Source organism: Williamsia sp. z71, from assembly GCF_059553375.1.
The window spans coordinates 24498-40386 of record NZ_JCANWX010000004.1; the positions used below are offsets into that span (position 1 = coordinate 24498).

General features: G+C 65.9%; 15 protein-coding genes. 11 read left to right on the top strand and 4 right to left on the bottom strand.

Annotated features, from left to right (window positions below; genetic code table 11):
* The first annotated feature begins 19 nt into the window (after positions 1-19).
* The 3 genes from AC51GR_RS10885 to AC51GR_RS10895 all read left to right on the top strand — a co-directional run bounded on the left by AC51GR_RS10885 (position 20) and on the right by AC51GR_RS10895 (position 3922).
* Complete coding sequence (locus AC51GR_RS10885; protein ID WP_496324660.1) at positions 20-1603, top strand: TRAP transporter large permease; 1584 nt, start codon at positions 20-22, stop codon at positions 1601-1603.
* 17 nt (positions 1604-1620) lie between these two features.
* Entirely contained in the window at positions 1621-2403 is a 783-nt protein-coding gene (locus AC51GR_RS10890; protein ID WP_496324661.1) for a YoaK family protein, read from the top strand.
* Positions 2404-2521: 118 nt separating this feature from the next.
* The gene (locus AC51GR_RS10895) at positions 2522-3922 is read left to right on the top strand and encodes an MFS transporter (RefSeq protein WP_496324662.1); all 1401 of its coding nucleotides are present in this window, start codon (positions 2522-2524) and stop codon (positions 3920-3922) included.
* On the opposite strand, the gene AC51GR_RS10900 is transcribed toward AC51GR_RS10895, so the two are convergent.
* Positions 3909-5582 carry a PucR family transcriptional regulator gene (locus AC51GR_RS10900; RefSeq protein WP_496324663.1) on the bottom strand — a complete coding sequence of 558 codons (1674 nt, stop codon included), beginning with the start codon at positions 5580-5582 and terminating at the stop codon, positions 3909-3911. The genes AC51GR_RS10895 and AC51GR_RS10900 overlap by 14 nt on opposite strands.
* A 258-nt stretch (positions 5583-5840) precedes the next feature.
* On the opposite strand from AC51GR_RS10900, the gene AC51GR_RS10905 reads away from it, so the two are divergent.
* From AC51GR_RS10905 to AC51GR_RS10940, 8 genes are all read left to right on the top strand, one after another.
* Entirely contained in the window at positions 5841-6290 is a 450-nt protein-coding gene (locus AC51GR_RS10905) for a GlcG/HbpS family heme-binding protein (protein WP_496324664.1), read from the top strand.
* Between the two features lie 190 nt (positions 6291-6480).
* Positions 6481-7200 carry an iron-containing redox enzyme family protein gene (locus AC51GR_RS10910; RefSeq protein ID WP_496324665.1) on the top strand — a complete coding sequence of 240 codons (720 nt, stop codon included), beginning with the start codon at positions 6481-6483 and terminating at the stop codon, positions 7198-7200.
* Between the two features lie 95 nt (positions 7201-7295).
* Positions 7296-7682, top strand: a complete 387-nt coding sequence (locus AC51GR_RS10915) for a Rieske (2Fe-2S) protein (RefSeq protein ID WP_496324666.1) — start codon at positions 7296-7298, stop codon at positions 7680-7682.
* The gene (locus AC51GR_RS10920; protein WP_496325048.1) at positions 7676-8896 is read left to right on the top strand and encodes an NAD(P)/FAD-dependent oxidoreductase; all 1221 of its coding nucleotides are present in this window, start codon (positions 7676-7678) and stop codon (positions 8894-8896) included. Before AC51GR_RS10915 ends, AC51GR_RS10920 begins: the two co-directional genes overlap by 7 nt.
* Positions 8897-8898: 2 nt before the next feature.
* Positions 8899-10350: an aldehyde dehydrogenase family protein gene (locus AC51GR_RS10925; protein WP_496324667.1), complete on the top strand. Its 1452-nt coding sequence runs from the start codon at positions 8899-8901 to the stop codon at positions 10348-10350.
* Between the two features lie 31 nt (positions 10351-10381).
* Positions 10382-10738 carry a Rieske (2Fe-2S) protein gene (locus tag AC51GR_RS10930; protein ID WP_496324668.1) on the top strand — a complete coding sequence of 119 codons (357 nt, stop codon included), beginning with the start codon at positions 10382-10384 and terminating at the stop codon, positions 10736-10738.
* A complete protein-coding gene (locus tag AC51GR_RS10935) occupies positions 10735-12324 on the top strand; it encodes a gamma-glutamyltransferase family protein (RefSeq protein ID WP_496324669.1) in 1590 nt (529 codons plus the stop codon). The genes AC51GR_RS10930 and AC51GR_RS10935 overlap by 4 nt, the downstream gene beginning before the upstream one ends.
* The gene (locus tag AC51GR_RS10940) at positions 12314-12745 is read left to right on the top strand and encodes a RidA family protein (RefSeq protein WP_496324670.1); all 432 of its coding nucleotides are present in this window, start codon (positions 12314-12316) and stop codon (positions 12743-12745) included. Before AC51GR_RS10935 ends, AC51GR_RS10940 begins: the two co-directional genes overlap by 11 nt.
* 85 nt (positions 12746-12830) lie before the next feature.
* Here the strand turns inward: AC51GR_RS10940 and AC51GR_RS10945 are convergent, their stop codons facing one another.
* The 3 genes from AC51GR_RS10945 to AC51GR_RS10955 are packed head-to-tail and all read right to left on the bottom strand — an operon-like array spanning position 12831 to position 15858.
* Positions 12831-13664: an ABC transporter ATP-binding protein gene (locus tag AC51GR_RS10945; protein WP_496324671.1), complete on the bottom strand. Its 834-nt coding sequence runs from the start codon at positions 13662-13664 to the stop codon at positions 12831-12833.
* A 20-nt stretch (positions 13665-13684) separates the two neighbouring features.
* The gene (locus AC51GR_RS10950) at positions 13685-14782 is read right to left on the bottom strand and encodes a FecCD family ABC transporter permease (RefSeq protein ID WP_496324672.1); all 1098 of its coding nucleotides are present in this window, start codon (positions 14780-14782) and stop codon (positions 13685-13687) included.
* Positions 14779-15858 carry a FecCD family ABC transporter permease gene (locus AC51GR_RS10955; RefSeq protein WP_496324673.1) on the bottom strand — a complete coding sequence of 360 codons (1080 nt, stop codon included), beginning with the start codon at positions 15856-15858 and terminating at the stop codon, positions 14779-14781. The genes AC51GR_RS10950 and AC51GR_RS10955 overlap by 4 nt, the downstream gene beginning before the upstream one ends.
* Between the last annotated feature and the right edge of the window lie 31 nt (positions 15859-15889).

Consider the following 15889-nt stretch of genomic DNA (forward strand, 5'->3'; position numbering starts at 1 on the left):
GTTTTCCGGAGGAACCACATTGAACGCTCATCTCACTGCCGCCCACTGGGTGTATTTCGTCGGGATCATCGTCATCCTCATCACGATGGCAATGCGCAAGAACATCGTCGTACCTGCTGTGATAGCGACATTCCTGACCGCCTTCGTCTTCTCCGGCAGCATCATCACCGGTCTCGCATCGATCTTCAATGCCAGTCTTGTTGCCGCCAAAGAGCTTTTCAACATCTTCCTCATCATCGCCATGGTCACGGCAATGTTGGGCGCACTTCGTCACATGGGTGCCGACCGCCTGATGGTCGCCCCGTTCAGGCGCGTGATGCGGACCGGCACAAGCAGTTTCATCGTTCTGGCGATCGTCACCTACGTGATCTCGCTGTTCTTCTGGCCCACACCTGCGGTTCCGCTCGTGGGCGCAGTGCTCATCCCCGTGGCCATCCGTGCCGGCCTGTCTCCGCTGTCGGTCGGTATGGTGATCGCCATCTGCGGTCAGGGAATGGCGCTGTCGTCGGACTACATCATCAAAGTCGCTCCCGGCATCTCGGCATCGAGCGCCGGCGTGGACGCCGACCTGGTGGCCGACAAGGCGATGGTCCTATCGCTCATCGTCGGCCTGACCGCCCTCATCATCACGTTCGTCATGCAGCGCAAACACTGGCGCGCTCCGTCACCGGACCTGCTCGTCGAATGGGAGGCAGAGGCCGACCGCGGTGCCGACGACCTGCGTGATGAGCTGGGCGACGACGGTGGTGTCGGCGGACCGGATTCCGACTCCGTCGACGGCGGTCTCCCCGGACCGCGGCCCGGCGGCCCGGTGAAAGTGTCCACCGTGACCGAATCGTCCTCGGCCACAACCGTTATCGAACGGGTGGCGGTACCGGGCGATCAACCGCCGGCGAAGTCGGCGATGGCTCGCACCTTCGCGATGCTGGTGCCGCTGGTCTATCTCGCCTTCGTGGTCTACCTCATCTTGGGGAAGGTGGGTGTCTTCCCAGAGTTGAAAGGTGGCGATGCGGCCGCCATCGTCGGAGGTATCGCCGCTCTGGTGCTCTTTGCGGCCGCCGCGGTCACCGACAAGGGCAACTTTCTCGAGACCACGTCCGAGCACCTCATCGACGGGCTTGTCTTCGCCTTCAAGGCGATGGGCATCGTGCTCCCCATCGCCGGCTTCTTCTTCATCGGAAACGCCGACTTCTCCGGCGCGATTCTGGGCTACTCCGACGACGAGGCAGGTCCGGCAATCCTGTTCGATCTGGTGAACTCCGCGCAGTCACACCTCCCCCAGAACTCGTTCGTGACGGCGTTCGGCATCCTGTTCATCGGCATGATCGCGGGTCTGGAGGGCTCCGGTTTCAGTGGCCTGCCGCTGACCGGTTCACTCTCGGGGGCTCTGGGTCCGGCCGTCGACATGGATCCCTCGACCCTTGCGGCGATCGGTCAGATGGGCAATATCTGGTCGGGCGGTGGCACGCTCGTCGCCTGGTCATCGCTCGTCGCTGTGGCCGGATTCGCCCGGGTTCCGGTACTCGACCTGGCCCGGAAGTGCTTCTTGCCCGTCGTCAGCGGTCTCGTCCTCTGCACGCTGTTCGCGATCCTGTTCCTCTGACACAGATCCCGTCTCGAGTGCCCCGCCGCGGGGAGTATCCGCGGCGGGCATTCGGCGTCGCCCGGTCCGATCGTCCCCCGTCCACGCTCACCGAGGAGCCCACCACCATGCCGCCGCGCTTCCAGCTCGAACCAGCCTTCCTGCCCGTCATCGTCCTGACATTCGTCACCGGCATCGTCGACGCGGTCGGCTATCTTGCCCTGGATCGGGTGTTCACCGGCAACATGACCGGCAACATCGTCATCCTCGGTATGGCATTGGCCGGAGCCGACGGACTACCGATCCTGGGACCGTTGTTCGCGGTGTGCGCGTTCATGATGGGTGCCTATGTGGCCGGCCTACTCCTGCGGGGTCACGAGAAGACCTGGCACCTGCGTCGCACCACCGGCCTGCTGGTCGCCGGCGGTGGCGCGCTCGCCGGTTGCGCGCTGGCTTTGATCCTGCTCGATCCACACGCCGAACCCGTCCAGATTGCCGTCGCCGCAACCACAGCTGCGGTGATGGGCACCCAGGCGGCCGTCGCCCGGAAACTCGCGGTGACCGACATGACGACGGTGGTCGTGACCTCCACCCTCACCCAGCTCGCCGGTGAGTCGTTCATGCCGGGCAGCAAGCACAGTCTCGCGAACCGGCGGCTGGCCGCCATCCTCACGATCTTCCTCGGTGCCGTGGCCGGGGCACTGCTGCTCCACCTCCACGTGGCGGTCCCGATGGCACTGGCCGCGGCCCTGATGTTCGCCGCCGCGATCATCGGTCATCTCGCCGTCCGAGAAGACCGTCGAGCGGTGCAGTATGCATAGGTTTCACCGGAAACCCTGTGCACAATCGAGCTTTCGCGGTGGTGCTCACCGCCGGACGCGGTGAGATGGTGGGAGGCGGAGCCGGTCATCCCGGCCCGGGAACGGGGACGAGGAACCGATGACCACCACTGCCGACCCGGCCAAGACGACAAACGCCGACGACGCCGGTACCCCGTTGGCGCTCTCGGCACTGCTTGCCGGGACACTGGTCGGTACGGTCAGCAACAACATCGTCAATGTTCCACTCGCCGAGATACTTTCCGACTTCCATGCACCTCTCGAAGACGGGGTCCTCGTCGCCGTGGGCTTCTTGCTCACCTTTGCCGCGACGATGCCGCTCGCCGGGTACGTCGGAGACCGTTTCGGCAGGCGCCGGGTGTACTGCGGCGCGCTGCTGGCCACTGCAGTCTGCTCCGCCGGTGCTGCCACCGCGCCGAGCCTGGCCGCGCTGATCGCGTGGCGGTCACTCGGTGGTGTCGCAGCCGCCGCGTTCGCGCCCGCCGTAATGGGCTTGATCGCCTGGTTGTTCGGCCCGCAGCGGCGGGCCAGGGCAGTCGGCGCCTGGGCGAGCGTGAACGGGATCGGACAGGCCGTCGGCCCGTCGATGGGCGGCCTGATCGCCGGGACATGGGGCTGGCGTTGGGTTTTCGTCCCGCTGATCCCGGTGGCGCTCATCGGATTTGCAGGCACGATGCGTTGGATACCCGCCTATCCGGGACGTGTCATGCGCCTGGATGTGACCGGTGCCGTCGCGTTGACGCTGGGGGCCGGAGTCTTGGTTCTGGGTCTGACCCTGGTGCCACAGCCACGTGTACACGTGGCCGTCGTACTCGGACTGATCGGTGTGGCCGGCGCCCTGCTGGGTTGGTTCATCTGGCACGCGCGCCGGACCGCGGCACCCTTCGTGGACGTCCGGTTGACCGCCGAATCCCGGTTTGTCCGTAGCGCCGTCGCAGCGTGCGCCCAAATGTTCTGTCTGGGTTCAGCTCTGCTGGCCGTGCCGCTCTATCTCAACGACCACGGTGAGTCCACGGCCGCCGCCGGCCTGATCCTGTTCGCCCTGCCGGCGGCAATGGCCCTGCTCGGGCCGGTGGTCGGGCGCACGTCCGATTCACTCGGCGCCCGCCGGATGATGAGGGCCGGCTTGTGTGTGCTGATTCTCGCCCAGGTCGCGATGGTGTTGGTGGTCTGGGTGTCTGACGGCAACCGGTGGACCATGGTCGGGGCACTGGTCACCACGGGTATCGGGATCGCGATGGTCCAGACACCGGCTGCCGCAGGGTCGACGCGATCCCCCGCCGGCGCGCAGGGCACCGGACTGGGCCTGTTCAACCTCATCCGGTTCGGTGGCTCGGCACTCGGCGCCGCGTGGGTCGCCATCGCGATCGACAGCTGGTCGTATCCGGCACTCTTCGGGGTGTGTGCGATCGTGGCAGCGACCGGTCTCGGTGCCACGTTCCTCGGACACGATCCGGAAGGCGTCAGGGTCGAACCGCCCAAGAAGTTCAGCGGTAATTGATCTCGCCGTCCACCGCGTGGTGGATTTGTTCGAGCAACTCCAGCCGGATGGCCAACCAGACCGTGAACTGGTTCTCCGGCACCCGGACATCGATTCGCAGGGCCTTGGTGATCCGGTCCAGCTTGGACAGCATCGTGTTCCGGTGGACATTCAGGTCCCGCGCGGCAGCGTTCACGTTACCGCCGACGCGGAGATAAGCGACGAGAGTGTCGTAGAGGTCCGAGCCCGGACGCAACGGCCCCAACACATCTCGGACGAGTTGTCGGCCACGATCGGTGCCGGAGACCAGTTCGAGGACCCCGAAACCACGCAGGTCGCGATACGCGATCGACCCGGTCATCTGCAATCGCTGACCGATCCCCAGCGCGACCCGTGCCTGCCGATAGCTCTCCCGGATCTGATCGACACCCAGGGCCGACGCGCCGTGTGCCACCCGGGTGGTGCGTGCGCCGCGACGTTGAGCATCGAAAGCCATTGCCTCCGCGTAGTCGGCCATCTCGACTTCGATCTCCCGGTCGTCGCGGGACTTCAATGTCCGAACCACCACCAGCACATCACCGATCACCGTGACGTACGAGCGGACCGCCGGATCCGGGAGCACTCCCGCGACGTGACGCGCGATCTTCACCAGACTCCCGCTCCGGTCGGAATCGGACGAGTTCATCTTCGGCGCGGGCACCGGCACCACGAAGACACCGAACGTCGATGTGAGGTCGACATCGTGGTAGTCCGCACGTGTCTGCAGGTCGTGTTCGCTTGCAAAACTGCCGTGTACAAGCGCCTGTACGAAATCGCCACGTGCACGTTCCTCGGCTTCATCGACGCTGCGTTGCCGCAACATCTCTGACCCGACTATCGCGGTCGCCTGTGCTGTGACCACCGCATGCTGAGCAAGATCGTGCAGGCCAGGGGACGACGGTCCACCGGCCAGCACGACAACCCAGCCCTCGAACCATTTGCCGAGCATGATGGAACTCGCGGTACAGGTATACCTGGACTCCTCGTCGTCGAGTTCGACGACGCAGGTGGTGGCGCCGTGTGCGGACCGGCCAGAAGTACGACTCTGTCTGTCCACCAAACTATTTCGCAGTCGTTCATACACTGAGGCGGTTTCTTCCCCGGCCATACCGTGTTGGGCGACAACGGTGCCGCGGGCATCGAGCGCGAGCGCCGGACACTGGGCGAGCGCCGAGACCTCTCGGATCAGGATCGCCATCCCGGCACCTCGGTGCAGCAGCCCGGCGAGCGTGCTGTGCACGTGGGACGAGTACCGCATGACGTGCAATTCTTGATTCAGGGACCGTTCTGCCAGAAGACGATTCAGGTCGGCAAAACCGATCGGGAACGACAGTTCGACCACAGCCATGTCCTCCGGCAGGTCCATGGCGGCGACCGCCGCCGGGATCGAGCCGTCGATGATCAAGGCCGCAGCACCGCGCGCGGCCAGCGCGGTCAATGCCTGTGGATTGCCCGCGATCGCCTCCGGGCGGGCATACACCGCAACCGCGTCGAGGTTGTCGTAGCGTCCCATCACCTCACTGAACGGAAGTGCCCAGGTCAGCGGACGATCCAAGCAACCTGTTCCGGAAACCACCGTTGCACCGGCCATGAGCGTTTCATCCAGGAGGCCGCGGCCGGTGAGTCGAGGGCTGGGTTCCATGACGGTTTGCCTTCTTCCACAGGGGATGTGATGCCGACGGTTGCCGGACACACTGCATCCACCCATTATCGGGGTCACTCGCACTCAAGCGATGTGCACAATGCCCACATATTGCATTGATCCTAAGCCACTTTCACCACGTCGTTCACGCTCGGGCGCTGTTAGAAATGAGATGTCCCGCTGGCGACCGCCACGATCGGACACCGGCACCCGATATCCACCGTCATGTTCGGTGGACCCCTCGAAGAGAGCGACCCCATGCATCAAATACACCGGATCACCCTCGACGACGCGCTGCCGCTTCTCATCGCCGGCCGCGCGAAGGCCGACGAGATCGGCGTCAAGCAGACACTGTGTGTATGCGACGAGAGCGCAAATGTCATTGCCCTGCACCGCCTTCCCGGTGCCCGACTGACCGGCGTGGACATCGCCATCGCCAAGGCATTCACCGCGGCCGGTCACGAACGGGCGACCCATCTGTTCAACGAGCCGCCGAACGGCCCGGCACTTCCCGGCAACGAGGCCTTCGGCATCAGCCACATGCTGCCCGGGAAGTTCGCCATCTTCGTCGGCGGCTTTCCCCTGATCTATGACGGTCAGATCGTCGGCGCCGTCGGGATCAGTGGCGGCAACGGTGAACAGGACAAGGCCGTCGGCGCCGCGATGCTGGCCGAGTTCGCGTCGCTGACCTCGGTCGCCGCGCACTGACTGTGCACATCGACCGTGATCACCGGCCGGATCCGGCCACTGTGAACCTGGCCGGGCGCGATCGTCGCCGATATCGTCAACAGCACCGAATCCAGGTGCAAAACACCGGTTTTCGCTTCATCAACGGCCGCAATGGAGCTGCCCGCGATTGCGCCCGCACACGAATCGAACATCCTCGAGAGGAAATACCATGACCGAATTGCTCGGACGCGACGAGTTCCGCACCGCGCTGGAAGGTGCGATCAAGGGCCGTGAGGCCAAGAACGCCTCCTTCAGCAAGGCCTGGGCGGAGGGCAAGCTCGAAAAGCACCACTTCGCCCGGTGGGCCGAGAACCACTACCACTACGTCGGCCCCTTCTCCGACTACCTCGCGAACATCTACGCCAACACTCCCGATCACTACACCGATGCCAAAGACTTCACCCTGCAGAACATGTACGAGGAAGAACTGGCCGACATCCGGCACACGGACCTCCTCATCAAGTTCGGTGAAGCCTGTGGCACCACCAAAGAACGCATCGAGGATCCCAGCAACATGAGTGCCATCACCCGTGGCCTGCAGTCGTGGTGCTACGCGGTGTCCTCCCGCGAGAACTTCGTCGTCGCGACGGCCGCACTGGTGGTCGGACTGGAGTCGCAGGTGCCCAGCATCTACAAGAAGCAGATCATCCCGCTGCGTGAGGTGTACGGCTTCACCGAGGACGAGATCGAGTTCTTCGACCTCCACATCACCTCGGACGTGGTGCACGGCGAACGCGGTTACCAGATCGTCCTCGACTGCGCGGACACCCCGCAGTTGCAGCAGCGCTGCCTGCAGCTGGTGCGGTGGGGCGCGGAGATGCGCTTCTCCTACACCAAGGGCCTGTACGACACCTATGTCGCGCCGGACCTGGAGCTCACCTCGGCCTGATCTGCCGCCTGAACTGTGGTCCGGCCCGCGTGAGCATCCGCGGGCCGGATCACCACCACGGACTCGACCCTCTTCGGGAGAACGGAAGACCCCCCATGCTCGACGACGCATCCCCGTCCACTGCGCCGCCCCAGCACTGGGTGGCGGTGGCGACCACGAAGGAAGTCACACGACGCCGAAAACTGCTCGTCGAGGTCGACGGTGTCGGCATCGCCCTCTTCAGTACGGGCGAGAAGATCTACGCCTTTGCCGACCTCTGCGTCCACCAGGACCGCTCGCTGATCAAGGGCACGCTGCTCCACGGGAGAGTGATCTGTCCCGGACATCAATGGCGTTTCGACCTGGAATCCGGCTATGAGGAAGACCAGGACCTCTGCCAGCCCACCTACGGTGTCGCGGTCCACAACGACACCGTCTATCTCGATCCGATGCCGCGCATCCGACGCGGCCACAACGACTCCCGTGAGGATGAGCCATCATGACGACCACCGTTGCGACCGTGGGCGCAGGTCAAGTCGCCGCCGTCGTCGCCCGGACGTTGCGCCGGCGCGGATTCGACGGGCGCATCGTCCTGCTCGGCGCCGAACAGCATGCGCCCTACCAACGCCCGCCGCTGTCCAAGGAATTCCTCTCGGGCCGTGAGTCAGCCGATTCACTTGCGCTGCTGACCCCGAAGTGGCTCTCGGAGAACATGATCGAACTGAGGACCGGGACAACAGTACGGCGGGTGAATCCTTCCGATCGCAGCATCGAACTCGATACCGGAGAACTCCTGGACGTCGATGCCGTGGTGTTCGCGACCGGTGGACGTCCCCGCACCCTCGAGACCACCGGCACCCGACCCGACCTCGTCCACCACCTCCGGACGCTCGATGATTCGATGGCGTTGGCGCAGCGATTGACTCCGGGCAGCCGCCTCGCCATCATCGGCGGCGGTTTCATCGGCCTCGAGATCGCCTCGACCGCAATCGGTCTCGGCGTCTCGGTCACGGTGCTCGAACGTGGAACCACACCCCTGGCCGGCGCCCTGGGCTCGGAGATCGCCGAATACTGCACCGGCCTGCACCGCGAACGCGGCGTCGAGATCCACACCGCGGCGCTGGTACGCGAGGTGACGACCTCCGACGCCGGCGTCCGGATCATCCTGTCCGATGGTCGTATCGTCGAAGCGGACGCCGTCGTGGTCGGGATCGGAATCGAACCGAACGTCGAGGCCGCGGCCGCGAGCGGCCTGCTCACGACCGGCGGCATCGTCGTGGACGAATCCGGTCGGACCGGTATCCCCAACATCTACGCTGCGGGCGACGTCGCCTGCCGCATGTCCGAGACGGGCCCGGTCCGCGTCGAGCATTTCGACAACGCGAACCGGCAGGCCGGCGTCGTGGCCAACGCGATCGTGGGCCGGGATACGGCAGCCGACGATCCGCACTGGTTCTGGTCCGATCAGTACGGGATGAACATCCAGTTGGCCGGAAACACCCGCGGCGCCACCGATCTCGTCTTCCGCGGGGATCGTGACGGTGCAGAGTTCGCAGCCTTCTATCTGCAGGAGGGCATCCTGCGGGCGGCTTTCGCGATCGATCGTGGCGAGGACATCATGGCCGCACGGGAATTGATCGGACAGCGCGTCGATCGTCGGGTCCTTGCCGACGAGGACGCGGACCTTTGGGAAATCGGCGAACAGGTGGTCAGTTGAGCATGAGTATCGAGGGTATGAATTTCGTGGCGGGGCAATGGATTCCGTCAGCATCCGGAACCCGATTCGAACGCCACAATCCGGCGGATCCGGACGATGTGATCGGATCGTTCCCCTATTCCGACGCCGATGATGTGGCCGGCGCCGTCGACGGCCTGGTCGCCGGTTTCGCCGAGTGGTCGCAGAGCTCTCCTGAACGCCGGGCGGCGATCCTGGAGGCTGCCGCGGTGCTGTTGGAGCAGCGCGCCGACTCACTGGTCGCCGAATTGATCCGGGAGGAGGGCAAGACCGCCGCGGAAGCCCGGATGGAGGTGAGCCGCACACCGATGAACTTCCGTTTCTACGCCGGTGAGGCGACACGTGCGACCGGCACCACCTACCCGTCCCCGGGTGATGGTCTGGTCTACACGGTCCGGGAACCGTTCGGGGTCATCGGCGCCATCACACCCTGGAACTTTCCGCTCAACATCCCCTCCCGCAAGATCGGGCCCGCCCTGGCCGCAGGAAACGCGGTCTTGTTCAAGCCCTCTGAACTGACTCCGCTGATGGGACAGCGCCTGGTCGAGGCCCTGCTCGACGCGGGCCTGCCGCCGCAGGCGATCGCCCTCATCCAGGGTGACGGAAAGGCAGGCGCCGCAGTCGTTGCCGACGAACGGGTAGATGCGGTGACCTTCACCGGGTCCACCGACGTGGGCCGGGCGATCCACCGTGAGGTCGGGCCCGCCCGGCGAGTGCAACTCGAGATGGGCGGCAAGAACCCGGTGGTGGTGCTGGCCGATGCGGACCTGGACAAGGCCGCGGCCCTCATCGTCAAAGGCGCTTTCGGCCTGTCGGGCCAGGCCTGCACCGGCACCAGTCGGGTGATCGCCGACACCACCATCCACGACGCTCTCCTGGAGCGGGTCGTCGGATTGACCGAGAACCTCGTCGTCGGTGCCGGCACCGCACCCGGTGTCGCCATGGGACCTCTCGCCAGCGAGGCACAGCTGACCAAGTTCCTGCACTACGTCCAAATCGGCACGGACGAGGGTGCCCGGCTCGTATCCGGTGGCACCCGCTGTACCGACGACCATCTGCGCCGCGGATTCTTCGTCCGCCCAGCTGTTTTCACAGCCACCCCGGACATGCGCATCGCGTCCGAGGAAGTCTTCGGTCCGCTGCTGGCCTTCCACCGGGTGAGCTCGTTCGAGGAGGCCATCACGCTGGCCAACAACACGGACTTCGGTCTGAGCGCGTCGATCGTCACGCAGAACCTGGCCCACGCCAACAGTTTCGCCAACCGCTCACGCACCGGTCTGGTCAAGATCAACCAGCCGACAACCGGCATGGCGATGAACGCACCCTTCGGTGGGTACAAGAACTCGAGCACCCAGACGTTCAAGGAACAGGCCGGGCCCATGCTCATGCAGTTCTACCAGTCGGAAAAGACCGTTTATCTCAACCCCACCCCCTGACCCCTCGCGGTCTCACCTACTGGAGGAAACCTTGGAGTTCAAGAGAGTCGCCCGCTCGGGGCAGGTGCCCGAGGGCATCGTGCGCCGGTTCTACGCCGACGAGTACGAGGTGGCCGTGTCGCGACTGGACGGCAAGGCCTACGCCACATCCAATTACTGTTCACACCTCGACTGCCTGCTGTCGTCGGGAAAGCTCGTCCAGGACGGCATCGGTTGCTCCTGCCACGGAAGCGCATTCGACCTCGAGACCGGTGAACCCCTCTGCCCACCGGCGACCGAGCCGATCAAGACCTATCCCGTCGAGGAACGCGACGGGGAGATCTTCGTCGGTATCGATCCGACCGAGCCCCCGGAGGGGCCCCGCCGGCGCAAGCTCCGCAAGTCATGACCACCAGGTCGCTCCGGCCTCCCACCCTCGCGACCGGCGCCATGGTCTCGTCGAGTCATCCCCTGGCCAGCCAGGCCGGCGCCGCAGTCCTCGCCGACGGTGGCAATGCGATCGATGCCGCGCTCGCGATGGCCGCGGTCACCTGGTTGACGCTCCCCGGCCAATGTGGCATCGGCGGTGATGCATTCGCCGTCGTCCGAGAACCCGACGGCCGGGTGTGGACGATCGGTGGAAGCGGTTTCGGTCCGGACGGGGGTACCCCGGAGTTCTATCGCGAACGGGGTCTGAGCGCCATCCCCCTCGACGGAGCCCTCGCCGTCTCCGTGCCGGGCGCACCCGCGGCGCTGGCCGCCCTGCACCGACACGGCGCCACCCGCAGTCTCGCCGAACTGTGGGAGCCCGCGGCAGTCCTGGCCGCCGGCGGACTCCCCTGTTCGGCCAAGACCCGCAACGACGTCCACACCGCACTGGGCGCAATCGGGCGCGACCGGGACCTGAGCAGCCGGTTCCTCGACGCCGGGCAGGTACCACTGGTGGGTACACGACTACCTCAGCCCGATCTCGCCCAGACCATCCGGGAGCTTGCCGCCGACCCGGAAGCGTTTTATCGGGGCAACCTGGCTCAGCGGTGTGTCAGTGCTCTGCAGCGCGGTGGCGCGCCGTTTTCCGGCGACGAGTGGGCGCAGGGTTGGGACGTACATCCGGAAGCGGCCATCTCCGGCGAATACTCCGGGGCGACGATCCACCAGACGCCACTTCCCACACCCGGGTGGATGGTCCTGCAGCAGGCAGCATTGTGCTGCGACATCGGTTCCTCGCCGCTGCTCAGCGCGGCCGCAATCGAACAGTTCGCGAACGCGGCGCGGATCGCATTCGAGGACCGGTTCCGTTGGAGCGCATCGGACAACGACGCGGTGCCGCGAATCCTGCACCCGGACAATATCTCTGCCGGACGGTCTCGGATGGCGGCGCCCGCGCAGCAGTTCGCCGTCGGCGACGGTGACACCACGTCCTTCGTGACGGTCGACTCCGACGGCCGGGCGGTGAGCTTCATCCACTCGCTCGCCTTCACCTTCGGCGCGAAGATGACTGTGCCCGGCACCGGCATCGTGCTCAACAATCGGCTCGGCCGCGGCGCCTACCTGATCGACGGGCACCCGAACGAGGTGGCGCCCCGGCGCAAACCACTGCACACCCTCAACGCCTGGGTGGTCACCGGCGCATCCGGTGAACTCCTGCATGTCGGCAACACCCCCGGCGGCGACGGACAGGTGCAGTGGAACATGCAGTTGCTGTCCCACCTGCTCGACCACGGACTCGATCCGCAGGAATCCGTCGAGGCCCCGCGGTTCACCGTCTATCCGGGTTCCGACGCCGACGTCATCGGCGCGCCGCCGGAACTTCGGGTCGAGGGGTCCATCGAGGCCGGTGTCCGGGAACAACTCTCCCGAGCCGGGCATCGGGTGACGGTGCTGCCGCCGATGGGAGCCGACGGAAGTGCCCAGATCATCTCACTCGATCCGCGTGGGATCCTCAGCGGCGGTAGCGATCCGCGGCAAGAGGGGGTGGCGCTCGGTGTCGGCTGACGCTCCCCGCCCCCAGGGGCTGTACGTGGCGGCGACCCGCTCCGGCAACACGATCCGGACCGCAGGCATGACGCCGCGTCGAGACGGCATCCTGGTGGTCACCGGCCGGGTGGGCGCGGACGTCGGATTGACCGCCGCCCGCGAGGCCGCCGCGATCGCGGTCGACAATGCGCTGGCTGCAGTGTCCTCCGAGATCGGAGACACCGCTGACTTCCGGTGCGTGGAAATGGTCGTCTACATCGCTTGCGCACCTGATTTCACCGACCTGTCCCGGGTCGCCGACGGCGCCACCGAGGTCTTGGTCGAGCGGTTTGGTCCGAGCGGATTACCCGCCCGCAGTGCCGTCGGCGTCTACGCCCTGCCCGGCGGGGCGCCGGTCGAGATCTCACTCACCGCCGACATCACCCCCACCTCCCCGTAGCCTCCGCCGACGGTGGGTGCGGGGAACACCGTGTTCATCCGAACACCGCCTTCGAGATCGTGGCCGGATCGGGATACAGCGGCAGTCAGCGCCTGACCAGCGGAATGATCAGCGGCGTATGTGACTCGGGGTCATCGATGATCCGGCAGGGCAGCCCGAACACGTCATGGACGAGTTCCGCGGTGACGATCTCGGTTGGCCGCCCTTCGGCGACGATCCGGCCGTCCTTCATCACGATGATGTGATCGGCGTACCGGCAGGCATGGTTCAGGTCGTGCAAGACCGCGACGAGGGTGTGTCCCTGATTGCGGTTGAGGTCGCTGCACAGTTCGAGAAGGTCGATCTGATAGGCGATGTCGAGGAACGTCGTCGGTTCATCGAGCAGCATCAGCGGTGTTTGCTGGGCGAGCACCATCGCGACCCAGACCCGCTGTCGCTGCCCGCCGGAGAGTTCGTCGACCAGGCGTCCGGACAGGTCGGTGACGCCGGTGGCCTCCATCGCATCGACAACGGCGGTTTCGTCGTCGTTCGACCACTGCCGGATCAGCTTCTGGTGCGGATACCGGCCACGGGCCACCAGGTCGGCGACCCGGATGCCATCGGGGGCGATGGACGCCTGCGGCAGTAGTCCGAGCTTGCGGGCCACTTCTTTGGCCGGATACGAGTTGATCGCCTTGCCGTCCAACAACACCGACCCGCTGGTCGGCGTCAGCAGGCGGGACAGGGCCCGCAGCAACGTCGATTTGCCACAGGCATTCGGCCCGACGATCACGGTGAACGCGCCGTCCGGGATCTGGACGCTCAGCGATTCACTGATGACCCGCTTGTCGTAGCCGATGGTGATGTCGCGGGCCTGTAGCCGGTTGGATGTCGCCACCGCCGCCTCGCCATCGGCCTGCACCATGTCAACCTTGTCCATCTCACTCCTCATCGAGGGGGTCATTGTCGTCGGGCTTCCCTGGCGAGCAACCACACCAGATAGAGCCCGCCCACCGACACGGTGACAACTCCCACCGGAAGTTGGTTCGGCGCGAAGGCCCGCTGCGCGATCAGGTCGCTGACGATCAGCAGCAGCGCGCCCATCGCGGCCGCCGGCACCAGCGCCACTCCGGCGGTACGGGTGAGGCGACGGGCCAGTTGCGGCGCCGCCAGGGAGACAAAGGCGATCGGACCCGCGGCGGCGGTCGCCACCGCGGTCAGCGAAACCCCCAGCACGATCAGGCCCAGTCTCGTCCGTTCGGTCCGGATCCCCAAGGCCTTGGCGGCATCGTCGCCCATGCCCAGGACCGGCATCCGATACGCCGCCCAGACGGTCGGCAGGATCAGAACCCCGAGGATGACGAACACCGGTGCGGCCTGATTCCAGCCGAGCCCGTTGAGCGACCCGGCACCCCACGTCGCGGCCGACATCGCTTCCTCCAGATCCGCCTTGAGGATCAGCCAGGTGTTCACCGATTGCAGGATCGCGCTGATCGCGATTCCGACGATGATCAGCCGGAACCCCTGGACCCCGCGTTTGAAGGCAAGGACATACACGAGCAGCGCGGTGACCACACCGCCCACGAGGGCGCCGGCCGCGGTGCCGTAGTAGCCCATGCCACCGACCAGGAGCAGGACCACCAGGGCGCCGCTGTAGGCGCCGGTGTTGAATCCGATGATGTCTGGGCTGCCGAGCGGGTTGTGGGTGATCGATTGGAAGATCGCGCCGCTGATGCCCAGCGCCGCACCGAGAACCAGGGCCAGCAGGACCCGGGGCATCCGCCACTTCATCACCACCAACTCTTCGAGCCTGGTGCCGTCCGAGAAGATGGCGTTGAGAACACGGCCCGGCGCGACCGGATAGTCGCCGGTACCGAGCGCGATCACGGCCGCCACCAGTGCCAGAGCGGTCAGGACCGCAACCACCGCGACGGCACGTATGTCGACCCTCCCGGACAGACCGGTGCCGGGGACCCGCAGAATCACGAGGCGCCGGCCGAAGTCGATCTTCGAGGTGCTCACCCTCGCGGTCGGTGTTTTGCGGACATCGATGCTCACAGCCCGCTCACCTTCGTGCGTCGCACCAGGAAGATCAGCACCGGAGCGCCGACGAATGCGGTGACGATACCGACCGGCATCTCCCCCGGCCGGATCACCAGACGTCCGATGACGTCGGACAGCAGGATCAAAATCGGGCCGCCGACCAGGGTGTACGCAAGTATCCAGCGTTGATCGGGTCCGACGATCCAGCGTGCCACGTGAGGCACCATCAGCCCGACGAATCCGATCGGTCCGGCCGCCGCGGTCGCAGCACCACACAGCAGGGTCACCGCAGCGAAACCGATGACCCGCGTCCGCACGATGTTGGCGCCCAGGGACCGGGCGAGATCGTCGCCGAGTGCCACCGCGTTCAGCGATCGGGCCACGCTCATGGACATGATCAGCCCGATCGCGACAAACGGGAGAATCGAATAGGTGACATCGAGGCCGCGCCCGGAGATGGATCCGGCGATCCAGTTGCGCATCTGGTCGAAGGCAGCGGGATCGAGCAGGATCATCCCGGTGGTGATGCCCTGGAACACAGCTCCGACCGCGACGCCGGCCAGCGTCAGCCGAATCGGTGTGGCACCCCCGCGCCCGGAAGATCCCACGACGTAGACGACCACCATCACGACGATCACGCCGATGAAGGCGAACCACACGTTCGACATGAGGCTGCTCAGACCGAAAACGCTGACCGCCAGTGCCACCGAAAACGCGGCACCTGCGTTGATACCGAGGATGCCGGTGTCGGCCAGCGGGTTCCGGGTGGTCGCCTGGATGAGTGCACCCGAGACCCCGAGCGCCATCCCGACGACCAGTCCGAGGATCGTTCGCGGGATGCGCAGTTCACGGATCACGATGTGCTCGTTGGAGTTCTCCGGCGAGAACAGCGCTTGCCAAACGGTTCCCAGGGGGATGTCCCGGGAACCGATCGCGATGCTGAGCAGACACACCAGGGCCAGCACGGTGACGGCGGCAAACCAGCCAAGCATCCGACGCGTGTTGGTCGCGGCCAGTCCGTCTGGCCGCTTCTTCTCCACACCCGACCCGCCGGCGGCTTCGCTGCTTTTGGGTAGGTCAGACCGCGACATTGCACCCGAACGGGGATTCACCGGGGTAACC